We start from the raw sequence: 22,658 nt of genomic DNA, 5'->3' as shown, positions 1-22,658 counted from the left end.
GGCTGATCCCCGGCGACGCCTGAGGGCGACCGTTTCCGGCCGCGGGCCGTACTCCTTCGGGGGTACGGCCCGCTGTCGTACCCGGGAGGTGCGGGAGGTCCGGGCCCCGGGTGTCAGGGATCCGTCAGGGATGGGCGGACGGGCCCCGAAAGTGCGTGATCGGCGGAAACGTCCCGGAGAATGGGCGCATGGGACGCGGCAAGCTTCGGATCTACCTCGGCGCGGCACCCGGTGTGGGCAAGACGTACGCGATGCTGTCCGAGGCCCACCGCCGGGTGGAGCGGGGTGGCGATTGCGTCGTCGGCTTCGTCGAGCACCACGGGCGGCCGCGCACCGAGGTGATGCTGCACGGGCTGGAACAGGTCCCGCGCAAGGAGCTCTCGTACCGGGGCGCCGGCTTCACCGAGATGGACGTGGACGCGGTACTGGCGCGCCGGCCCGCGATCGCGCTCGTGGACGAACTCGCGCACACCAACGTGCCGGGCTCGCGCAACGCCAAGCGCTGGCAGGACGTCGAGGAGCTGCTGCGGGCGGGCATCGACGTGGTGTCCACCGTGAACATCCAGCACCTGGAGTCGCTCGGCGACGTGGTGGAGTCCATCACCGGGGTGCGGCAGCGGGAGACCGTGCCGGACGAGGTGGTGCGGCGGGCCGACCAGATCGAGCTCGTCGACATGTCCCCGCAGGCGCTGCGCCGGCGGATGGCGCACGGCAACATCTACCAGTCCGACAAGGTCGACGCGGCCCTGTCCAACTACTTCCGGCCCGGCAACCTCACCGCCCTGCGCGAGCTGGCGCTGCTGTGGGTGGCCGACCGGGCCGACGAGTACCTCCAGCAGTACCGGGGCGAGCACGGCATCCGCTCCACCTGGCAGGCCCGCGAGCGGATCGTCGTCGGGCTCACGGGCGGGCCCGAGGGCCGTACGCTCATCCGCCGCGCCTCCCGGATGGCCGCGAAGGGCTCGGGCAGCGAGATCCTCGCCGTGTACATCGCCCGCAGCGACGGGCTGACCGCGGCCTCGCCGAAGGAGCTCGCGGTCCAGCGGACGCTGGTCGAAGACCTTGGCGGAACGTTTCACCATGTGATCGGCGACGACATCCCCGACGCGCTGCTCGAATTCGCCCGCGGGGTCAACGCCACCCAGATCGTGCTCGGCTCCAGCCGCCGCAAGGCGTGGCAGTACGTCTTCGGCCCCGGCGTCGGCGCCACCGTGGCCCGCGACTCGGGGCCCGACCTCGACGTGCACATCGTCACGCACGAGGAGGTCGCCCGGGGCCGCGGGCTGCCCGTGGTCCGCTCGGCGGCCCGGCTCGGCAGGCCCCGGATCATCGCCGGCTGGTTCGTCGGCATCCTCTGCCCCGCCCTGCTGGCCGTCCTGCTCACGCACGTGAACGCCGACCCGGGCCTCGCCAACGAGATGCTGCTGTTCCTCTCGCTGACCGTGGCCGCCGCGCTGCTGGGCGGGCTCTGGCCGGCGCTGGCCTCGGCCGCCTTCGGCTCGCTGCTGCTGAACTACTTCTTCGCCCCGCCCGTCCACCGCTTCACCATCTCGGACCCGAAGAACATCGTGGCCATCGCCGTCTTCTTCGGGGTGGCGGTCTCCGTGGCCTCGGTGGTGGACCTGGCCGCCCGGCGCACCCACCAGGCCGCCCGGCTGCGCGCCGAGTCCGAGATCCTCTCCTTCCTGGCCGGCAGCGTGCTGCGCGGCGAGACCACACTGGACGCGCTGCTGGAACGGGTGCGCGAGACCTTCGCCATGGAGTCCGTCGCCCTGCTGGAGCGCACGAGCGACGTCGAGCCCTGGAAGCGGGCGGGCAGCGTCGGCCCGCGCCCGGTCGACCGCCCCGAGGAGGCCGATGTGGACATGCCCATCGGCGACCACATGGCGCTGGCCCTGTCCGGCCGGGTGCTGCCCGCCGAGGACCGCCGCGTGCTCGGCGCCTTCGCCGCCCAGGCCGCCGTGGTCCTGGACCGGCAGCGGCTGGTCGGGGAAGCCGAGGAGGCCCGCCGGCTGGCGGAGGGCAACCGGATCCGGACCGCGCTGCTGGCCGCCGTCAGCCATGACCTCCGTACGCCGCTGGCCTCCATCAAGGCCTCGGTGTCCTCCTTGCGCTCCGACGACGTGGACTGGTCCGAGGAGGACCGGGCCGAGCTCCTCGAAGGCATCGAGGACGGCGCGGACCGGCTCGACCACCTGGTGGGCAACCTGCTCGACATGTCCCGGCTCCAGACCGGCACCGTGACCCCGCTGATCCGGGAGATCGACCTCGACGAGGTGGTCCCGATGGCGCTGGGCGGCGTACCGGAGGACAGCGTGGTGCTGGACGTCCCGGAGACGCTGCCGATGGTGGCCGTGGACCCCGGGCTGCTGGAGCGGACCGTGGCCAACGTGGTGGAGAACGCCGTCAAGTACAGCCCGGCCGACGAGCGGGTGCTGGTCCGGGCGAGCTACCTGGGCGACCGGGTCGAGGTGCGCGTCGTGGACCGCGGGCCCGGAGTGCCCGACGAGGCCAAGGAGCGGATCTTCGCCCCCTTCCAGCGGCACGGGGACGCCCCGCGCGGCACCGGGGTGGGCCTCGGCCTCGCGGTGGCCCGGGGCTTCGCCGAGGCCATGGACGGCACCCTGGCGGCCGAGGACACCCCCGGCGGCGGACTGACCATGGTGCTGACGCTGCGCGCCGCGACGGGCCACAGTGGACCGGAACACGCCGCGGCGGACGGCGCGGGCCACGCCGCCGTGTCCGGCCCCGCCGCCGACGGCACCGACTTCGCCGCCGACGGTACCGACTCCGCCGCCAACGGCACCGGCCCCGCCGACGAAGACGGCACCGACCTCACCGATCTCGACCCCATACGACAGAAAGCAGGACCTCAATGACCCGGGTGCTCGTGGTGGACGACGAGCCGCAGATCGTCCGAGCCCTCGTGATCAATCTGAAGGCGCGCAAGTACGAGGTCGACGCCGCGGCGGACGGGGCCCAGGCCCTGGAGCTCGCGGCGGCCCGCCACCCCGACGTGGTCGTCCTCGACCTGGGCCTGCCCGACATGGACGGCGTCGAGGTGATCAAGGGCCTGCGCGGCTGGACCAGGGTGCCGATCCTGGTCCTCTCGGCCCGGCACAGCTCCGACGAGAAGGTCGAGGCCCTGGACGCCGGGGCCGACGACTACGTCACCAAGCCCTTCGGCATGGACGAACTGCTCGCGCGGCTGCGCGCCGCCGTCCGCCGGGCCGAGCCGGGCGCGGGCTCCGGCGAGGACGAGGTGATCGTGGAGACCGACGGCTTCACGGTGGACCTGGCCGCCAAGAAGGCCGTGCGCGAGGGGCGCGACGTACGGCTCACGCCCACCGAGTGGCACCTGCTGGAGGTGCTGGTCCGCAACGGGGGCAAGCTGGTGAGCCAGAAGCAGCTCCTCCAGGAGGTCTGGGGGCCCTCGTACGGGACCGAGACGAACTACCTGCGGGTCTACATGGCCCAGCTGCGGCGCAAGCTGGAGGCGGACCCTTCGCATCCGCGGCACTTCATCACGGAACCGGGCATGGGATACCGCTTCGAGAGGTAGTGCGGGCGCCGGTACGCTTCCTGTATGAGTGCTGAACCGCGTCCCGAGAAGTCCGTCAAGCCGGTCAGGCCGGCGGGCCGGTTCCGGCGGATGATAGAGCGGCTGTCCACCTCGCAGGAGGAGCTGCATTCGGCGGAACTGCAGGAGGACGCAGAAGCCGCCGGCTGCACGCGGATCTGCGACTCCCACGACCGCGAGATAGTCAAGGTGACGGGAACCCTGCGTACCGTCACCCTCCGGCCGCGCGCCGGGGTGCCCGCCCTGGAGGCGGAGCTCTTCGACGGCTCGGCGGCGCTGGACGTGGTCTGGCTCGGGCGTCGCTCGATCGTGGGAATCGAACCGGGGCGGCGCATGATCGCCTCCGGGAGGATCGCGATGAGCCACGGCCGCCGGGTCCTCTTCAATCCGAAGTACGAACTCCGACCGCTCGGACAGGAGCACTAGCCGGTGACGTCACTCGACAAACCGATCACCCCGGATCCCGCGGGGGAACCGTCCGCGGACCAGAAGGCCGTGACCCAGGCGGCGCTCTTCGACGCCTTCGGAGGCGTGCGGGGCACCGTGGAGACGATGCTCCCCGGGCTGCTCTTCGTGATGATCTACACGATCAACAAGGACGTGAAGATGTCCGCCTTCGCGGCGGGCGCGGTCGCGGTCCTGCTCGTGATCGTGCGGCTGCTGCGCAAGGACACCGTCAAGCACGCGTTCAGCGGGGTCTTCGGCGTGGGCGTCGGCGTGGCCTTCGCCCTGTTCACCGGCACCGCCAAGGGCTTCTACCTGCCCGGCATGATCTACGGCGCCGGGCTGGGCGTGGCCTTCACGCTGTCCGCGCTGGTCGGGTTCCCGCTGCTGGGCGTGATCCTGGGGCCGGTGTTCAAGGAGAACCTGTCCTGGCGGACGCGCAACCCCGGGCGCAAGAAGGCGTACACCAAGGCCAGTCTGGCCTGGGGGCTCATCTTCCTGGCCAAGTACGCGATCCTCTTCCCGCTGTACTGGTGGGGGGACGCGACGCAGCTGGGCTGGGTGCTGATCGCCCTGAAGCTGCCGCCGATGGTGCTCGCGGTGTACTTCACGTGGGTGTTCCTGGCGAAGGCGCCGCCGCCGATCGACGTGATCGCGGAGTGGGAGGCCGAGGAGGCCGCGGAGAAGGCCCGCAAGGCCGGGGCCAAGTAGCGCGTGCGGACATGCGGGAGGGGCGGGCAGCCGATCGGCTGCCCGCCCCTCCCGCATGTCGTGCGGGGGTCCGTCAGTGGCGGGCCTGGAGGAGGTCCTCCAGCTGCTCCTCACGGGCCTGGGCGGCCACGAAGAGCAGTTCGTCGCCCGGCTCCAGGGTCTCCTCCGCGTGCGGGGTGAGGACCCGGTTGCCGCGGATGATCGTGACCAGCGAGGTGTCCTCGGGCCAGGTGATCTCGCTGATCTGGGTGCCGGCGACCGAGGAGTCGGCGGGCAGGGTCAGCTCGACGAGGTTGGCGTCGCCGTGGCTGAAGCGGAGCAGCCGCACCAGATCACCGACGCTGACGGCCTCCTCGACCAGGGCCGACATCAGGCGCGGCGTGGAGACCGCGACGTCGACGCCCCAGGACTCGTTGAAGAGCCACTCGTTCTTCGGGTTGTTGACCCGCGCCACGACCCGGGGGACCCCGTACTCGGTCTTGGCCAGCAGGGAGACGACCAGGTTGACCTTGTCGTCGCCCGTGGCCGCGATGACCACGTTGCAGCGCTGCAGCGCGGCCTCGTCGAGCGAGGTGATCTCGCAGGCGTCGGCCAGCAGCCACTCGGCCTGCGGCACGCGCTCCACGGAGATGGCGGTCGGCGCCTTGTCGACGAGGAGCACCTCGTGCCCGTTCTCCAGCAGCTCGCCCGCGATGGAACGGCCCACCGCGCCGGCTCCGGCGATCGCGACCCTCATGCGTGTGCCTCCTCGGGGCCTTCGGCGAAGGACGCCTCGACCTTGTCGATCTCGTCCGTACGCATCATCACGTGGACGAGGTCGCCCTCCTGCAGCACCGTCTGGGACGTGGGCAGCATGGCCTCGCCCAGTCGGGTGAGGAACGCCACGCGGACGCCGGTCTCCTCCTGCAGCTTGCTGACCTTGTGCCCGATCCAGGCGGCGGAGGTGTGCACCTCGGCGAGCTGGACCCCGCCGCTCGGGTCGCGCCACAGCGGCTCGGCCCCGGACGGCAGCAGCCGGCGCAGCATCTGGTCGGCGGTCCACCGCACGGTCGCGACGGTGGGGATGCCCAGGCGCTGGTAGACCTCGGCGCGCTTGGGGTCGTAGATGCGGGCGGCGACGTTCTCGACACCGAACATCTCGCGTGCCACGCGGGCTGCGATGATGTTGGAATTGTCACCACTGCTGACCGCTGCGAAAGCGCCCGCTTCCTCGATTCCGGCCTCGCGCAGCGTGTCCTGGTCGAAGCCGACCCCGGTGACGCGGCGCCCGCCGAATCCGGCTCCCAGCCGGCGGAATGCGGTGGGGTCCTGGTCGACGACAGCGACCGTATGCCCCTGCTGTTCCAAGGTCTGCGCGAGGGCGGAGCCCACTCTTCCGCAGCCCATAATGACGATGTGCACGGCCGTCCTTCCGGCTGTCAGCGCTCGCTGGTTCCCAGCCTCATTGCATGCTCTGGCTTCACAGGGTCTCAGACCACGGCCCAAGCTACACACGGGCGGTCCCCCATGTGACCCTTGCAGCGCACGCGGGGTCTCAATGCGGGTGTCATTGCCCTGTAATACGGGCGGGGGGTTCGTCAGCCGGATTTCGAACGCTTACGATCCTCTGCGTGTCCAAACTGACCGACGTGCCCAAACGGATCCTGATCGGCCGGGCGCTACGCAGCGACCGCCTCGGGGAAACGCTCCTCCCCAAGCGGATCGCCCTACCCGTGTTCGCATCCGACCCGCTCTCCTCGGTGGCATATGCCCCCGGCGAAGTCCTGCTGGTCCTATCCATCGCGGGTGTGTCGGCGTACCACTTCAGCCCCTGGATCGCCGTGGCGGTCGTCGTGCTGATGTTCACCGTGGTCGCCTCGTACCGCCAGAACGTTCACGCGTACCCCAGCGGCGGCGGTGACTACGAGGTCGCCAACACCAACCTCGGGCCGAAGGCCGGACTCACCGTCGCGAGCGCGCTGCTCGTGGACTACGTCCTGACCGTCGCCGTGTCGATCTCCTCCGGAGTCGAGAATCTCGGCTCCGCCGTGGATTTCGTCATCGAGCACAAGGTGCTCTCCGCGGTGATCATGATTCTGCTGCTCACGCTGATGAATCTGCGCGGAGTGAAGGAATCCGGGAAGCTCTTCGCCATTCCGACGTACGTGTTCGTCGGCGCCGTCTTCGTGATGATCGCCTGGGGCGCCTGGCGCGGCCTCGTCGCCGGCGACACCATGCAGGCCCCGACGGCCCACCTGGAGATCAAGGCCGAGCACCAGGGGCTGGCCGGCTTCGCGCTGGTCTTCCTGCTGCTGCGGGCCTTCTCCTCCGGATGTGCCGCCCTGACCGGCGTCGAGGCGATCAGCAACGGCGTCCCCGCCTTCCGCAAGCCCAAGAGCAAGAACGCGGCCACCACCCTCGCCCTCATGGGCGGCCTGGCGGTCACCATGTTCTGCGGGATCATCGGCCTGGCCATGGCCACCGACGTGAAGATGGCCGAGGCGCCCGCCACCAACCTGCTCGACAACGGCGTCCCCGTCGGCCCCGAGTTCGTCCAGCACCCGGTGATCTCCCAGGTGGCCGAGGCCGTCTTCGGCAACGGCAGCTTCCTGTTCATCGTCCTGGCGACCGCCACCGCGCTCGTGCTGTTCCTGGCCGCCAACACCGCGTACAACGGCTTCCCGCTGCTCGGCTCGATCCTCGCGCAGGACCGCTACCTGCCGCGCCAGCTGCACACCCGCGGTGACCGGCTCGCCTTCTCGAACGGCATCGTGCTGCTGGCGGGCGCGGCGATCCTCCTCGTGTGGATCTACGACGCCGACTCCACCAAGCTGATCCAGCTCTACATCGTCGGCGTGTTCGTCTCCTTCACGCTGAGCCAGATCGGCATGGTCCGGCACTGGAACCGCCACCTGCGGACCGAGAAGGACCAGGCCGCGCGCCGCCGGATGCACCGCTCCCGGGCGATCAACACCTTCGGCGCGATCTTCACGGGCCTGGTGCTCGTCGTCGTCCTGGCCACCAAGTTCACGCACGGCGCCTGGGTCGCCCTGCTGGGCATGGTGATCTTCTACGGCACGATGACCGCGATCCGGAAGCACTACGACCGGGTCGCCGCCGAGATCGCCGCCGCCGAGGGCCCCAGCGACGACAGCGTGCGGCCCTCCCGGGTCCACTCCATCGTCCTGGTCTCCAAGGTGCACAAGCCCACGCTGCGCGCCCTGGCCTTCGCCAAGCTGACCCGCTCGGACACCCTGGAAGCGCTCAGCATCAGCGTCGACGCGGCTGAGACGAAGGCGCTGAAGGAGGAGTGGGAACGGCGCGGGATCAACGTACCGCTCAAGATCCTCGACTCCCCGTACCGCGAGATCACCCGCCCGGTGGTCGAGTACGTGAAGGGCCTGCGCAGCGAGAACCCGCGCGACGCCGTCAGCGTGTACATCCCGGAGTACGTCGTCGGCCGCTGGTACGAGCACCTGCTGCACAACCAGAGCGCGCTGCGGCTCAAGGGCCGCCTGCTGTTCACACCCGGCGTGATGGTCACCTCGGTGCCCTACCAGCTGGAGTCCTCGGAGCTCGCGAAGAAGCGGGCGAAGAAGCGGCAGGACTGGAACGCCCCGGGCGCGGTGCGCCGCGGACCGGTGGACACCCCGCGTCCGAAGGACCGCGTGGGGAAGTAGCGCCACCGCTTTCGGTGTGGCGAACGGCCGGACGAGATCCACGTAAACTGGTGGGTCGGTCGTCCGGCCGTTCCCATTTATGTTTTGGAGTCTCCCCACCATGACCGAGCAGAACGAGAAGCAGTCACTGGTCGGGGAGGAGTACGAGGTCGAGGTCGGCCCCGTCGCGCACGGCGGCATCTGCATCGCCCGGACGTCCGATGGCCGCGTCCTCTTCGTCCGCCACACCCTGCCCGGTGAGAAGATCATCGCCCGCGTCACGGAGGGCGAGACGGACTCCCGCTTCCTGCGCGCCGACGCGATCACCGTCCTCGACGCCTCCAAGGACCGGGTCGAGGCCCCGTGCCCGTACGCCGGCCCCGGCAAGTGCGGCGGCTGCGACTGGCAGCACGCCAAGCCGGGCGCCCAGCGCCGGCTCAAGGGCGAGGTCGTCGCCGAGCAGCTGCTGCGGCTCGCCGGGCTCACCCCGGAGGAGGCCGGCTGGGACGGCACGGTCATGCCGGCCGAGGGCGACAAGCTGCCGGCCGGGCAGGTCCCGCAGTGGCGCACCCGCGTCCAGTACGCGATCGGCGAGGACGGGCGCGCGGGCCTGCGCAAGCACCGCTCGCACGACATCGAGCCGGTCGACCACTGCATGATCGCGGCGCCGGGCGTCAGCGAGCTGGGCATCGAGAAGCAGGACTGGCCCCAGATGGCCACGGTCGAGGCGATCGCCGCGACCGGCTCCCAGGACCGGCAGGTCGTCCTGACCCCGCGCCCGGGCGGCCGACTCCCGCTCGTGGAGCTGGACAAGCCGGTCTCGGTCCTGCGGGTCGAGGAGAAGGACGGCGGGGTCCACCGGGTCCACGGCCGCCCCTTCGTACGGGAGCGCGCGGACGGCCGTACGTACCGCGTCGGCATGGGCGGCTTCTGGCAGGTCCACCCGCAGGCCGCCGACACCCTGATCAAGGCCGTCATGCAGGGCCTGATGCCGCGCAAGGGCGAGATGGCCCTCGACCTCTACTGCGGCGTCGGCATCTTCGCGGGGGCCCTGGCCGAACGCCTGGGCGAGACGGGCGCGGTGCTCGGCATCGAGTCCACGAAGCGCGCGGTCGAGGACGCCCGGCACAACCTGGCGGACTTCCCCCGGGTCCGCATCGAGCAGGGCAAGGTCGAGTCGGTCCTCCCGAAGACCGGCATCACGGAGTGCGACCTGGTCGTCCTGGACCCCCCGCGCGCGGGCGCGGGCAAGCAGACGGTCCGCCACGTCGCGGGCCTGAACGCCCGCCGCATCGCGTACGTGGCCTGCGACCCGGCGGCCCTGGCCCGCGACCTCGCCTACTTCAAGGAAGCCGGCTACAAGCCCCGCACCCTCCGAGTCTTCGACCTCTTCCCGATGACGCACCACGTCGAGTGCGTGGCGATCCTGGAGCCGGTTCGCGACGACGCCTGAGCTGCGGGGTCCTGCGTTTTCGGCGGGGTCAGTCGGTGGGGAGGGCCGTCATTCTGCTCTGCTCGCGGACGTGCAGCCGGGTGCCGGACGGGTCGGCGGTGAGGGTGGCCGCCTTGGCCTCGTAGCGCCAGACCGGGCGGCGGGTGCGGAGGTCGAGGGCCCGGACGCCCAAGGCGTCCAGGGTGTAGACGTGGTGCGGCGTGGCCACCGGGGCCACGTCGCGGTGGGGCGTGGACTCCGCGGCGGGCTTCTTCGGGGTGGCCTCGCGCCAGCGTTCCGTTCCGGTGCGGGCGTCCAGGGCGACGATGCCGTGGGTGCCCTCGACGGCGTAGACCACGCCGTCGCGGACCGTCGGGATGCCGTAGCGGCGTTCGCCCACGACCGGGCCCACGTCGCGGCCTTCGCCGAAGGACCAGGCGGGTTTGCCGTCCGAGAGGCGGAGGGCCTGGACTGTGGCGGCGCCGAGGTAGACGTGGTCGTCGTCCGTGGCCGGCTGGTCCGGGGTCGCGCCCCGCGCCTCCAGGGTCGCGGACCAGCGTTCGGTGCCGTTCGCCGCGTCGTGGAGGGAGACCCGCAGGTCGTCGCCGACTTCGGCCCGTTGCCACAGCAGCACCCCGCCGCGTACGGACTTGAGCCGGACCAGGGCCGGCTGCTCCAGCTTGACCTGGTGCGCGGTGGGGCCCGCCGCCGGCACCCGCCACCGCTCCTTGCCGGAGGTCAGGCCCGCGGCCACCACCGACCACTGCTCGGCGCCCGCGGATTTCGCGTGCAGGAACACCGTGTCCCCGCTCACGCCCAGGATCTGGGTCAGGGGGTGGGTCCCGTCGTACGCGGACAGGCGCACGCGTGGTGGCGCCTCTTCGCCGGGTTCGACGTACTGCAGGGGCAGGACGGAGACCGCCACCGCCTTGTCCGGTGCGGTGGCGGTCCCCCGCTTCCCCAGCCCGTAAAGCACCTTGCCGTCGGTGCCGACCCGCCAGCGGTCCGCGTACCCGGCGAAATCCATACTGCTCGCTCCGGTCCGGGCGTCGACGGCCGCGACCGTGATCCCCATGGCCGCGACCAGGTCATCGCCCACGAACAGGGGCTCGGGGAGGGCCAGGGGGATCGCCGCGCCGACCCACCACAGCGGTTCGGGCGGCGGCTGGAGGACGGGGTTCTTCTTCGTCGCCCTGTCCGGTCGGCTGCTGCGCCAGGCCCACCAGCCGCCGCCCGCCGCCAGAGCGGTCCCGGCCGCCACCGCGCCGCCGCTCAGCGCCAGGAACCGGCGCCGCGACATGCCGGTCCGCGCCTCAACGGCGGTCCCGGGCTCCTCGGTGGGCGCCGCGAGCCGGGGCGGCGGCGCCTGCCACACCGCCGCGGCGCGCCGGGCGATGTCCGCGAGGACCGGCTGCGGCAGCCCGTCGGCGAAGTCGGCCGCCCCGCCGGGGGAGAGGAGCTCCGCCAGCTCGTCGGTGCCCGGACGCAGCGAAGGGTCCTTGCTCAGGCAGCGGGCCAGCAGCGGGGCCAGTCCGGCCGGTACGCCGTCGAGGTCGGGTTCCGCGTACCGCACCCGGTAGAGCAGGTCGGCGGCCCGGCCTCCGCCGAACGGGCCGTGCCCGGTGGCCGCGAAGACCAGGACGCCCGCCAGTGCGAACACATCGCCGGCGGGGGTGTGGTCGAGGCCGCCGGCCTGCTCGGGCGACATGAAGGCGGGGGTGCCGGCCGCGGCCCCGGTGCCGGTCAGCCGTTCGTCGCCGAGGACCCGCGCGATGCCGAAGTCGATGACCTTCGGCCCGGCGGCGGTGACCATGACGTTGGAGGGCTTGAGGTCGCGGTGCACCACGTCCGAGCGGTGCAACTGGCCCAGGGCCCGGGCGAGATCGGCGCCCAGCGACCGGATCGACGCCTCCGGCAGCGGACCGCCGAGGCGGACCGCCTCGTCCAGCTGCGGGCCGATCACGTACTCGGTCGCCAGCCACGGTGTCGGCGCCAGCGGGTCGGCGCCGAACACGCGTGCCCCGTACCGGTCGCCGATGACCCGTGCCGCGTCCGACTCCAGCCGGAACCGGGTGCGGAAGGCGGCGTCGGCGGCGATCCGGGTGTGCACGGTCTTGAGCGCGACCGTACGCCCGGCCGCCGAACGGGCCAGGTACACCGTGCCCATGCCGCCGCTGCCGAGCCGGGCCAGCAGCCGGTGCTCACCGAGGTGCACCGGGTCGTCGTGCGTGAGCGGTGCGAGCGGGGACGAAGAGGGAGGCATCGGGGTCAGTGCACTTTCCGGGGTGGCGCGGGTGATGTGAACGGCTGTTGCACCGGGGGGAGTTCCGTGGAGAGAAGCCACGCCGACTGGGCGGCGAGCGCGGCGACGACCCGGCCCGGCAGCACGACCGGCGGAGCGGCGCCGTCCAGGGCGGTCGGGGGCCCGGAAGACGATGGCAGCCGCGGGTCCGGGATGCGCGCCGGCGCGGACAGCCCGCGCAGCAGCTCCCCGGCGGACCGGGGCCGGTCCGCGGGATCGCGTGCCAGGCACGCCCCGACCAAACCGCGCAGCCCGGGCGGCAGTTCGCCCTGCTCGGGCACCGTGTGCCCGGTCGAGGCGTAGGCCAGTACGGACCCCAGCGCGAAGATGTCGCCGCCCGGCCGGGGGGCTTCGCCCGAGGCCTCTTCCGGAGCCAGGCAGCCCGGGTCGAGCCCCGGCAGCCCGGCCGGGCGCACGCCGTCGGGAGCGGCGGCCCGCACGGCGCCGAAGCACGACAGCACCGGCCCGCCGGGGGTGACCAGCACGGCGGCCGGCGACAGCCCGGCGTGCGCCACCCCCTGGGCGTGCGCGGCGGCGAGTGCCTCCGCGAGGACGGCGCCGAGCCCGCGTACGACGTCCTCGGGCAGCGGACCGCCGTGGGCGGCGAGCACCGCCGGCAACGGCAGCATCGGCGTGTACGGGGCCGCGTACCAGGGGAAGCCGGCCGTGCCGCCGACCTCGGCGACGGCGAGGCACCGCGGCAGCCGCAGCCGCCGGGCGCCCTCGGCCTCGACCGCCCACCGGGAGGGATCCGCACCGACCCGCGGCACGCCGACGAGGACCGTGCGCTCCCCGTCGGCGCTCCGCGCGAGGTACCGGCGGTCGGGGACGGAGCGCTCGGCGGATGCGGCGTCGAGACGCGCCAGGGTCGTGAACGGCCCGATCTGCGGGGGGTCGTCCTGCCGTAGGCGTTCCATGTGCGCGGTCTCCAGATTCGGTTGCTCGGCGCGAGGCCCTGAGCCCGAGGCGCGAGGCCCTGAGCCCGGAGGCCCGAGGCCCTGAACCCGAGGCCCGAGGCCCGAGGCCCGAGGCCCTGAGCCCGAGCCTAGGTGATCGTCAGTCCACGACCGGCAGGGCGGTCAGCTTCCCGTCGTTGACGGTGAACAGGCGGTTTCCGGCGCCGGCCATCGCCCAGACCCCGCGCGACTCGGGCGACCAGGTCCAGTACCGCTTGCCGACGAAGGCTGAGTACGCCGAGACGCCCTGCCCCTCACCCTCCACGGCGAAGACCGTACGGGCCTGCACCACCGGGGGGACGTGCGGCAGGGGGCCGTGGACGGCGTTGCCGTACGGGGTGGGCACACCGGTCGCGAGCCGGGCCTGGCTCATCGCCGTGCCGTCCATGGCCCACAGGGACTCGCCGTACCGGACCGGCGGCCCCCAGCCGCCGCCGTCCTCCTTCGGGGGCTCCTTCGCGTCGGTCGGGTCCCAGAGCTCGGTGCCCGTCCGGATGCTCAGCCCCTTCAGCGTCCGGCCGCCGAGGTATACCGCGTCCCCCACGACGAGCGGCTGCACGGCGGAGCGCGCCTGGCTGACGACCTCCCAGACGGGGGCGCCGGATGCGGTGTCGACCGCGAAGACGGTGCCGTACGCGCCGCAGACCACGAGCCGGTCCGGGCCGGCCGCGGCCCGTGCACCGGGCGCGGCCTTCGAGCCGGGCGCCCGCAGGGCGTTCTGCTCCAGCGGCACGGTCCAGCGGACCGTGCGGGTGCCGGTGTCCACGGCGCGCAGCCGCCCGTCCCGGGTCACCAGGTACACGGCCGACGCGTCCGCGGCCAGGATGCGGTGGGCGTCGGCGGGGACCGTCCACAGCCGCTTGGAGGTGGAGGCCTCGAAGCACAGCAGCCCCCCGGCGGGACCGCCGGTGACGAACCGGTTGCCGGGCAGGGCGACCAGCCCGGCCGCGGGGACGGTGCCGGGCAGCCGCCACTTCTCCTTGCCGTCGGCCGTCAGCCGGGCCGCCAGCCCGCCGTCCTTCGCGGCGAAGACGACCACGTCGAGGAGCGGGAGCGGGGTGGTGACCACGCCGCCCACGGGCTGCGCCGCCACCGGCAGCGGCCCCCACAGGGGGTTCGGGGGTGTGCCGGACTGGGTGGAGAGCGGGGACAGGGGCTGCGCGTTGCCGGCCGTGCCCGGTGGGGGCAGCGGCTCGTCGCGCATCAGCAACCAGGCTCCCGCCGCGCCGCCGGTGGCGGCCAGCGCGCCGCCGACGGCCAGGGAGGCGCGCAGTACCCGCCTGCGGGACGGGTCGGCTCCGGGCTCCTGCCCGATCGCCGTGGCGGCCTGCCGTTCGGCCTCGCTGCCGCGGCGCGCGATGTCCTGGGCGAGTGGCCCCGTACGCCAGACGCGGTCCGCTCCGCGCGGCGGAGCGAAGGCGCCCGCGATCTGCTCGGGTGTCGGGCGCCGGTCGGGGTCCTTGGCGAGACAGGGTGCTATCAGCTGCCGCAACTCGTCTGGCACGGCAGTGAGTTCGGGCTCGCCGTGCACCACCTCGTACTGCACGGCAGCCACGTGCGTGCCATCGAACGTACGCTGTCCGGTCGCCGCGTACGCGAGCACCGCGCCCAGCGAGAAGACGTCCGCGGCGGGACCCGCGCGTCGGCCGAGCACCTGCTCGGGGGCGCCGTAGCCGGGGGTGACCGGGACCTGGCCGGTGGTGGTGAGCGTCAGCCCGTGCTCGGGGCGGGCGATGCCGAAGTCGATGACGCGCGGCCCGCCCGAGGTGAGCACGATGTTGGCCGGCTTCAGGTCGCGGTGGACCAGTCCCGCGGCGTGGATCTCGCGCAGGGTGGTGGCGAGGGAGGCGGCGAGCGCGCGGACCGCGTCGGCGCCGAACGGCCCGTACCGGCGGACGGCGTCGTCGAGGGTGGGCCCGGACAGGAACTCGGTCGCGATCCAGGGCCGGTTGCCGTCCTCGCTCATCGCGTCGAGGACGCGGGCGATGCCGGAGCTGGTGACGGCCTGCGCGGTGTGTGCCTCGCGGACGAACCGCCGGGCGAGGTTCGGGTCGTGCGCGAGCTCCGGCAGCAGCACCTTGACCGCCGCCGTCCGACCGCCGTCGTCCCGCCCGAAGTAGACCTTGCCCATGCCGCCTGCGCCGAGGACGCCGAGGAGTCGGTACGGGCCGAGCCGGACCGGGTCTCCGGTGCCGAGGGGTTCCATGGTGTGCTGCTTCCTTCGCTGGGGCCGGTACGCCTGGGGCCGGTGCGCCCGGGGCCGGTGCGCCCGGGGCCGGTGCGCCCGGGGTCGGGCTCAGCGCTAGACGGGCAGGCCGGTCGGTTCCTTGATGCGCTTCATGATGATCTGCGAGTTGACCTCGGTGACGCCGGAGAGGGCGGTCAGCTTCTCGATCCAGAGGCGTTCGTACGCGCGCAGGTCCGCGACGGCGATGCGCAGCAGGCAGCCGGGGCTGCCGAAGAGGCGGTAGGCCTCGATGACGTCGGGGATGTCCTGGAGGGCCGCCTCGAAGGCCTCGACGGCGGCGCGGTCGCGGCGCACCTCGACCGAGACCAGCACCTCGAAGCCGCGGCCGACCGCCTCGGGGGCGATGACCGCGCGGTAGCCCTGGATCACCCCGTCCTGTTCGAGCTGGCGTACGCGCCGCATGCAGGGGGAGGGAGTCAAGCCGACGCGCTGGGCCAGCTCCTGGTTGCTGAGGCGGCCGTCGGCTTGGAGCTCGCGCAAGATTTCGCGGTCAATGGCATCCATGGAGCAATTATCACCCACCGTTTATGAACGGATGGGGCGAAACTGGCAATCGCGTTGCGCATAGATCTCACTATCATTGCCAGCTCAGCACATCTGTACGAGGTATCACCCGTACGCGAGGAAGGGTGGCCATGGGACGGATCGTCGTCATCAGCACCGGCGGCACGATAGCCAGCCGCTGGCAGGGTTCCGGTTTCGCGGCCGACGCCGACGGGCGCGAGGTCATGGCCACCGCGCCGCTGCCCGAGGACATCACCATCGAGGTGGTGGACCTGTTCAGCGTGAACAGCCCCCGGCTGACCACCGCCCACCAGCTCACCCTGCTGCGCACCGTGCACGAGGTGCTCGCCGATCCGGACGTGGACGGCATCGTCGTCACGCACGGCACGGACACCCTGGAGGAGTCGGCGTTCCTCGTCGACCTGCACCACCACGACCCGCGCACCGTCGTCTTCACCGGCGCGCAGCGCCCGATGGGCACGGCCGACGGGGACGGCCCGGGCAACCTCTACGACGCCCTGCTCACCGCGGCGAACACCCGGGGGCTCGGCGTGCTGATCGCCTTCGGCGGGCGGGTGCACGCGGCCCGCGGCACGGTGAAGACCCAGGCGGTGGCGCTGGACGCGTTCGCCGACCCCTCGAAGGAACTGCTCGGGAAGATCGGCTTCGGCAAGGTCACGGTGCTGCGCACCCCGCAGCGCCCGGAGCCGCTGCCGCTGCCGGCGATGCCGGAGGTGCCGCCGCGGGTGGACGTCGTGATGCACCACGCGGACGGGGACCCGGTACTCCTGAACGCCGCGCTCGCGGCGGGCGCCCGGGGCATCGTCCTGATCGGCACCGGCGCGGGGAACGCGACGCCGGAGATCGTGGACGCGGTGGAGGCCGCCGTCGCGCGGGGCGTGCTGGTGGCGCTGACCACCCGGGTCCCCGCCGGACCGGTCACCGAGATCTACACGCACGGCGGCGCCGTGGACCTGGTCGCCGCGGGCGCCGTCCCGACGGGCACCCTCCGCGCCGGCCAGGCCCGCATCGCGGTCCTCTCGGCCCTGCTGGCCACCGAGGACCCGGCGGAGCAGACCCGCGTCCTGGCCCGCGCGCTGGGCACCCAGGACGCGGCCCTGATCGAAGCCTGACCCGCCGCGACCCACCCCGGACGCCGGGATACGCGTACGGCCGCACCCCCGCTGGGGTGCGGCCGCGTGAGGTCAGTTGGCGAACGCCGACAGGATGCGGTCCGCCGCCGAGGTGGGGGTGACGGCGCCCGCGCGGACCGCGGCCTCCAGGGACGGGGCCAGATCGCGTACGGAGGGGTTGGCGCGCAGGCGCTCCAGGAGCTCCTCGCGGACCATCGACCAGGTCCACTCCACCTGCTGATCCGCCCGCTTGGCCGCCAGCCGGCCGCTCGCGTCCAGCAGCCGGCGGTGCTGCTCCAGGCGGTTCCACACCTCGTCCAGGCCCGCCGACTCCCGCGCGCTGCACGTGAGTACGGGCGGGGTCCAGGCCGCGTCGGCCGGGTGCATCAGGCGCAGGGCGCCCGACAGCTCCCGCGCCGCCGCCTTCGCGTCGCGCTCGTGCGGGCCGTCCGCCTTGTTCACCGCGAGGACGTCCGCCAGCTCCAGGACACCCTTCTTGATGCCCTGCAGCTGGTCACCCGTGCGGGCCAGGGAGAGCAGGAGGAAGGAGTCCACCATGCCGGCGACCGTCGTCTCCGACTGGCCCACGCCCACCGTCTCGACGAGGACTACGTCGTAGCCCGCCGCCTCCATGACGATCATGGATTCGCGGGTGGCCTTCGCGACCCCGCCCAGGGTGCCGGCCGAAGGGGAGGGCCGTACGAACGCGGCCGGATCCACCGCCAGGCGTTCCATCCGCGTCTTGTCACCCAGGATCGAGCCGCCCGTACGGGTGGACGAAGGGTCCACCGCCAGGACCGCGACCCGGTGGCCCAGCCCCGTCAGCATCGTGCCGAACGCGTCGATGAACGTGGACTTGCCGACCCCCGGCACCCCGCTGATCCCGATCCGGCGCGCCCGCCCCGTGTGGGGGAGCAGTTCGGTCAACAGCTGCTGCGCCAGGGCGCGGTGAGCGGGCAGGGTGGACTCGACGAGGGTGATGGCGCGGGCGATGAACGCGCGCTTCCCGTCGAGGACCCCTTTCGCGTAGGCCTCGATCTCGATCTTCGGAGGCATCGGCCGCGCCCTACAGCTCGTGGCCCAGATCCGCGGCCAGCCGCGTCACCAGGTCGTGGGCCGCGTCCGGGATCACCGTGCCGGGCGGGAACACCGCCGCCGCGCCCATCTCCAGCAGCGTCGGCACGTCCGCCGGCGGGATCACCCCGCCCACCACGATCATGATGTCCTCGCGCCCCTCCTCCGCCAACTGCTCGCGCAGCGCCGGTACGAGGGTCAGGTGACCGGCCGCCAGCGACGACACGCCCACCACGTGGACGTCCGCCTCGACGGCCTGGCGGGCCACCTCCGCCGGGGTCTGGAACAGCGGGCCGACGTCCACGTCGAAGCCCAGGTCGGCGAAGGCGGTCGCGATCACCTTCTGGCCGCGGTCGTGCCCGTCCTGGCCCATCTTGGCGACCAGGACACGCGGACGGCGGCCCTCCGCCTCCTCGAACCGGTCGACCAGCGCACGCGTGCGCTCCACGTTCGGGGATTCGCCTGCCTCGGTGCGGTACACACCCGAGATCGTACGGATCTGGCTCGCGTGCCGCCCGTACACCTTCTCCAGTGCGTCCGAGATCTCACCCACCGTGGCCTTGGCGCGCGCCGCGTCCACCGCCAGCGCGAGCAGGTTGCCGTCGCCGCGCTCGGCCGCGTTCGTCAGCGCCCGCAGGGTGTCCTGCGTGACCGCCTCGTCGCGCTCCTCGCGCAGCCGGCGCAGCTTCTCGATCTGCTGCGTGCGCACCGAGGAGTTGTCGACCTTGAGCACGTCGATCTGCTCGTCGTTCTCCACCCGGTACTTGTTCACGCCGATCACCGGCTGGCGCCCCGAGTCGATCCGCGCCTGCGTACGGGCCGCGGCCTCCTCCACGCGCAGCTTCGGGATGCCCGCGTCGATGGCCTGTGCCATGCCGCCGGCCGCCTCGACCTCCTGGATGTGCTGCCAGGCCCGGCGCGCCAGGTCGTACGTCAGCTTCTCGACGTACGCGCTGCCGCCCCACGGGTCGATCGACCGGCAGGTGCCCGACTCCTGCTGGAGCAGCAGCTGGGTGTTGCGGGCGATGCGCGCCGAGAAGTCCGTCGGCAGCGCGAGCGCCTCGTCGAGGGCGTTGGTGTGCAGCGACTGGGTGTGCCCCTGGGTCGCCGCCATCGCCTCGATGCACGTACGCGTCACGTTGTTGAACACGTCCTGCGCCGTCAGCGACCAGCCCGAGGTCTGCGAATGCGTGCGCAGCGAGAGCGACTTCGCGTTCTTCGGGTCGAACTGCTTGACCAGCCGCGCCCACAGCAGGCGGGCGGCGCGCAGCTTCGCGACCTCCATGAAGAAGTTCATGCCGATCGCCCAGAAGAACGACAGGCGCGGCGCGAACGCGTCCACGTCCAGCCCGACCGCCTGCCCGGCGCGCAGGTACTCCACGCCGTCGGCGAGGGTGTAGGCGAGCTCCAGGTCCGCCGTGGCCCCGGCCTCCTGGATGTGGTACCCGGAGATCGAGATGGAGTTGTACCGCGGCATGTTCTGCGAGGTGAACGCGAAGATGTCCGAGATGATCCGCATCGAGGGCTTGGGCGGATAGATGTAGGTGTTGCGGACCATGAACTCTTTGAGGATGTCGTTCTGGATGGTCCCGGCGAGCTTGTCGGGCGAGACGCCCTGCTCCTCCGCCGCCACGATGTAGAGGGCGAGGATCGGCAGCACCGCGCCGTTCATCGTCATCGACACCGTCATCTTGTCCAGCGGGATCCCGTCGAACAGCTGCCGCATGTCGTAGATCGAGTCGATCGCCACGCCCGCCATGCCGACGTCACCCGTGACGCGCGGGTGGTCGCTGTCGTACCCGCGGTGCGTGGGCAGGTCGAAGGCGATCGACAGGCCCTTCTGGCCGGCCGCGAGGTTGCGGCGGTAGAAGGCGTTCGACTCCTCGGCCGTGGAGAAGCCCGCGTACTGCCGGATCGTCCAGGGCTGGTTGACGTACATGGTCGGGTACGGGCCGCGCAGGTACGGGGCCATGCCCGGGTAGGTCCGGAGGAAGTCCAGCCCCTCCAGGTCCCGGCCCGTGTACAGCGGCTTCACGCCGATGCCCTCGGGCGTCTCCCACAGCAGGTCGCCGGCGGCGGTCCCGGTGGACTCCTTGACGGCGGCGCGCCACTGGTCCTCGGACCCGGCGGCCGGGCCCGCGCCGTTCAGCGCGAGTTCGGAGAAATCGGGGATGCTCAAGACGCGATTCCCATCCGGTCGAGTACGGAGGACAGCACGGCGACCGCGTCGCAGCCCGCGAAGACGTACTCGTCCACGGCGTCGGCCGAGGTGCCGGGCTTGCCCGCGAGGAACACGGTCGTCGCACCGGCCGCGCGCAGGGCCGCGGCCACCGCCGCCGCCTGCTCCTCGTACAGCGGGTCGCTGGAGCACAGCACGGCCATGCCGTCCGCGCCGCTCGCGGCGTAGGCCGCGGCGGCCGTCGCCGGGTCCACCGACACCGGGTCGTGGACCGGTGCGATGCCGCCCGCCTGGAACAGGTTCGCGGCGAAGGTGGCGCGCGCGGTGTGCGCCGCTGCGGGTCCCAGCGCGGCGAGGAAGATCCGCGGACGGTTCCCCGTCGCGGCCAGGTGCGCGTCGCTGCGGGCGCGCAGCGCCTCGTACGCCTCGTCGCGCCGTACGCGCGGCAGCCCGCCCGTGGGGCCCGCCGGGGCGGGCTCGCGGTCGAGGGGCTTCTCCGAGAGCAGCGGGAACTCGCTGACGCCCGTGATGGGTTCACGGCGCTTGGCGAGCCGCTTGGAGCGCTCGGCCCAGGTGGCGGCCAGCCGGTCGGCGACCAGTCCGGAGCGCAGGGCGGCGGCCAGACCGCCGGCCTTCTCGATCGCCTGGAAGAACTCCCAGGCGGCGTGGGCGAGTTCGTCGGTGAGCTGCTCCACGTAGTACGAGCCGCCGGCCGGGTCGATGACGCGGGCCAGGTGCGACTCCTCCAGCAGGATGGTGGAGGTGTTGCGGGCGATGCGGCGCGCGAAGGCGTCCGGCAGGCCCAGCTCGTGGTCGAAGGGGAGCACGGTCACCGAGTCGGCCCCGCCGACGCCCGCCGCCATGCAGGCGACGGTGGTGCGCAGCATGTTCACCCACGGGTCGCGGCGGGTCATCATCACGGGCGAGGTGACGGCGTGCTGGCGCTGGGCACCCGCGTCGGGGGCCCCGCAGGCCTCGGCGATCCGGGCCCACAGACGGCGCGCGGCGCGGAACTTCGCGATGGTGAGGAACTGGTCGGCGGTCGCGGCGTAGCGGAACTCCAGCTGGCCGAGGGCGGCGTCGACGCCGAGGCCTCCGGCGGTGGGGGCGCCCTCCACAGGGGCTCCCTCGGTGAGTGCGCGCAGGTACGCGACTCCGGTGGCCAGCGACAGGCCGAGCTCCTCGGCGGCCGAGCCGCCGGCCTCGTGGTACGGCAGCGCGTCGACGAGGAGGGTGCGGACGCCGGGCCAGTGCGCGGCGGCCTCCCGGGCGAGGACGACGGCGTCGGTGAGGCCGAGGGCCTCACCCGTACGGGCCTCATGGCCGAGCGGGTCGGCGCCGAGGCTCGCGCGGGCGGCCTCGGGGGCCACCTGCCGCTCGGCGTACAGGCGCAGCAAGGCGCGGGCGGCGTCGGCGTATTCGGCTCCGGCGTCCAGGGAGACGGGAGCCAGGTCGAGGTAGACGCCGTCGAGGGCGCGGGGGAGCGCGTCGACGGGGAGCCCGCCGGGGCCGCCGCCCAGGGACAGCCAGAGGGAGGTGACCCCGTTCTCGAGGTCGGTGAGGACGGCCTCGTTCACCCGTACGGGGTCGTGTCCGACGTACCGCTGACGTACGTCCCAGCCGGCGGCGGCGCCGCCGGCGGGGCTGCCGCCCCGTATGAACGGCGCGAACCCGGGGAAGCCGGTCTCGTCGGCCGTTTCGGGCGCGGTGTACAGCGGGCGGGTGGTGAGCCCGTCTTCGAGCTTCGTGGACAACGCGTCTTCTGCGGCTTCGCCGGATACGTCCTTGCCGGACTTGCGTAGAACGCCCTCTACCAGGCGCTGCCACTGCTCATGCGTCGCGTCAGGGAACTCGGCGGCCAAGGAGAGCCCGTCATCAGGCAGGACCGTCATGGCTCGAATGCTAGGGGGGTGGCCTCGGGAACGACTATAACCACCGGATGTGATCTCCCCCTCTCATGTGAGAGGGGACGGGTCACGAAAGAGCGTCCCGAGCAGCGGCGCGGCGTCCGGGTGGGCGAGGCCGGCGGACTCCGGTACGCCGACTGCGTGGCGGGGCCGGGCCGGTGCGCGCGGTGCCCGGCGGGGGTGAGCCGTACCGCGGCTGCCCGGCGGGGCCGGTGCCGGTCGGGCGGGCGGCTTCGGCCCCGCGGGCGTGCGGCCCGTGGGTGCGTGGCGGTCGCGTTGCGGGGGCGTGAAATCAGGCCACTGTTTTCGGCCGTTCGGGGGGCGATGGGTGGTGCCTACAGGAGCGGTCGAAACGCCAGGTCAGAGGCGGTGCACCGAGGTGGTCGGGGGATCCGCTCAGGGTTTGTTTCGGCGTGTCGGGCGGGGCTTGACCCGTCCTGGAGTCGCTGCCAGGCTCCGAGCCATGTCCGCGTTCGAGCTTCTCGCCCCGCGGTTCCACACCCCCGGCTCCTGTACCGCGCCGGGTGCGTGTCCGGGCCGCTGTCAGGCC

Annotated in this window: 16 protein-coding genes; 7 read left to right on the top strand and 9 right to left on the bottom strand. The window is 72.8% G+C overall.

What is annotated here, in order from left to right; translation table 11 throughout:
- Window positions 1–188 precede the first annotated feature (188 nt).
- From ADK52_RS21475 to ADK52_RS21460, 4 genes are read left to right on the top strand one after another with little or no spacing between them, the layout of a single operon-like run.
- A complete protein-coding gene (locus ADK52_RS21475; RefSeq protein ID WP_078988503.1) occupies window positions 189–2,879 on the top strand; it encodes a sensor histidine kinase in 2,691 nt (896 codons plus the stop codon).
- Entirely contained in the window at window positions 2,876–3,562 is a 687-nt protein-coding gene (locus ADK52_RS21470; RefSeq protein WP_030154358.1) for a response regulator, read from the top strand. The genes ADK52_RS21475 and ADK52_RS21470 overlap by 4 nt, the downstream gene beginning before the upstream one ends.
- Window positions 3,563–3,586: 24 nt before the next feature.
- Complete coding sequence (locus ADK52_RS21465; RefSeq protein ID WP_078988502.1) at window positions 3,587–4,006, top strand: OB-fold nucleic acid binding domain-containing protein; 420 nt, start codon at window positions 3,587–3,589, stop codon at window positions 4,004–4,006.
- 3 nt (window positions 4,007–4,009) lie between these two features.
- Window positions 4,010–4,735: a DUF3159 domain-containing protein gene (locus tag ADK52_RS21460; protein WP_030154362.1), complete on the top strand. Its 726-nt coding sequence runs from the start codon at window positions 4,010–4,012 to the stop codon at window positions 4,733–4,735.
- 73 nt (window positions 4,736–4,808) lie between these two features.
- On the opposite strand, the gene ADK52_RS21455 is transcribed toward ADK52_RS21460, so the two are convergent.
- Together ADK52_RS21455 and ADK52_RS21450 are read right to left on the bottom strand one after the other, a co-directional pair.
- On the bottom strand, window positions 4,809–5,471 hold the full coding sequence (locus ADK52_RS21455; protein WP_053691455.1) for a potassium channel family protein: 663 nt from the start codon (window positions 5,469–5,471) through the stop codon (window positions 4,809–4,811).
- On the bottom strand, window positions 5,468–6,136 hold the full coding sequence (locus ADK52_RS21450) for a potassium channel family protein (RefSeq protein ID WP_030154367.1): 669 nt from the start codon (window positions 6,134–6,136) through the stop codon (window positions 5,468–5,470). The genes ADK52_RS21455 and ADK52_RS21450 overlap by 4 nt, the downstream gene beginning before the upstream one ends.
- Before the next feature lie 209 nt (window positions 6,137–6,345).
- Between ADK52_RS21450 and ADK52_RS21445 the strand changes: the two genes are divergently transcribed.
- Window positions 6,346–8,394: an APC family permease gene (locus ADK52_RS21445; protein WP_053691454.1), complete on the top strand. Its 2,049-nt coding sequence runs from the start codon at window positions 6,346–6,348 to the stop codon at window positions 8,392–8,394.
- A 100-nt stretch (window positions 8,395–8,494) separates the two neighbouring features.
- A complete protein-coding gene (locus ADK52_RS21440) occupies window positions 8,495–9,826 on the top strand; it encodes a class I SAM-dependent RNA methyltransferase (protein ID WP_053691453.1) in 1,332 nt (443 codons plus the stop codon).
- Between the two features lie 28 nt (window positions 9,827–9,854).
- Here the strand turns inward: ADK52_RS21440 and ADK52_RS21435 are convergent, their stop codons facing one another.
- The 4 genes from ADK52_RS21435 to ADK52_RS21420 form a co-directional block, all read right to left on the bottom strand.
- Complete coding sequence (locus tag ADK52_RS21435) at window positions 9,855–12,068, bottom strand: protein kinase domain-containing protein (protein ID WP_053691452.1); 2,214 nt, start codon at window positions 12,066–12,068, stop codon at window positions 9,855–9,857.
- A gap of 5 nt (window positions 12,069–12,073) precedes the next feature.
- On the bottom strand, window positions 12,074–13,024 hold the full coding sequence (locus tag ADK52_RS21430) for a serine/threonine protein kinase (RefSeq protein ID WP_053691451.1): 951 nt from the start codon (window positions 13,022–13,024) through the stop codon (window positions 12,074–12,076).
- Between the two features lie 139 nt (window positions 13,025–13,163).
- Window positions 13,164–15,269, bottom strand: a complete 2,106-nt coding sequence (locus ADK52_RS21425; protein WP_053691450.1) for a protein kinase domain-containing protein — start codon at window positions 15,267–15,269, stop codon at window positions 13,164–13,166.
- 96 nt (window positions 15,270–15,365) lie between these two features.
- Window positions 15,366–15,815, bottom strand: coding sequence for an Lrp/AsnC family transcriptional regulator (locus ADK52_RS21420; protein ID WP_030154387.1), 450 nt, complete (start codon window positions 15,813–15,815; stop codon window positions 15,366–15,368).
- Between the two features lie 131 nt (window positions 15,816–15,946).
- Here ADK52_RS21420 and ADK52_RS21415 point away from each other — a divergent pair, with 131 nt between their 5' ends.
- Window positions 15,947–16,948 (top strand): asparaginase, encoded by a 1,002-nt coding sequence (locus ADK52_RS21415; RefSeq protein ID WP_053691449.1) that lies wholly within the window; start codon window positions 15,947–15,949, stop codon window positions 16,946–16,948.
- A gap of 72 nt (window positions 16,949–17,020) precedes the next feature.
- On the opposite strand, the gene meaB is transcribed toward ADK52_RS21415, so the two are convergent.
- Genes meaB through ADK52_RS21400 form a run of 3 tightly spaced genes read right to left on the bottom strand, consistent with a single transcriptional unit; the run spans window position 17,021 to window position 22,093 of the window.
- Window positions 17,021–18,004 carry a methylmalonyl Co-A mutase-associated GTPase MeaB gene (gene meaB / locus ADK52_RS21410; protein ID WP_053691448.1) on the bottom strand — a complete coding sequence of 328 codons (984 nt, stop codon included), beginning with the start codon at window positions 18,002–18,004 and terminating at the stop codon, window positions 17,021–17,023.
- Between the two features lie 10 nt (window positions 18,005–18,014).
- Window positions 18,015–20,201 (bottom strand): methylmalonyl-CoA mutase, encoded by a 2,187-nt coding sequence (gene scpA / locus ADK52_RS21405; protein ID WP_053691447.1) that lies wholly within the window; start codon window positions 20,199–20,201, stop codon window positions 18,015–18,017.
- Window positions 20,198–22,093: a methylmalonyl-CoA mutase family protein gene (locus tag ADK52_RS21400; protein ID WP_053691446.1), complete on the bottom strand. Its 1,896-nt coding sequence runs from the start codon at window positions 22,091–22,093 to the stop codon at window positions 20,198–20,200. Before ADK52_RS21400 ends, scpA begins: the two co-directional genes overlap by 4 nt.
- Window positions 22,094–22,658 lie beyond the last annotated feature (565 nt).

It is taken from the genome of Streptomyces sp. WM6372, assembly GCF_001279655.1.
In the GTDB taxonomy this organism is placed as follows: domain Bacteria; phylum Actinomycetota; class Actinomycetes; order Streptomycetales; family Streptomycetaceae; genus Streptomyces.
Note: the sequence above shows the minus strand (reverse complement) of the source record. Positions and strands in the feature narration are given on the sequence as shown.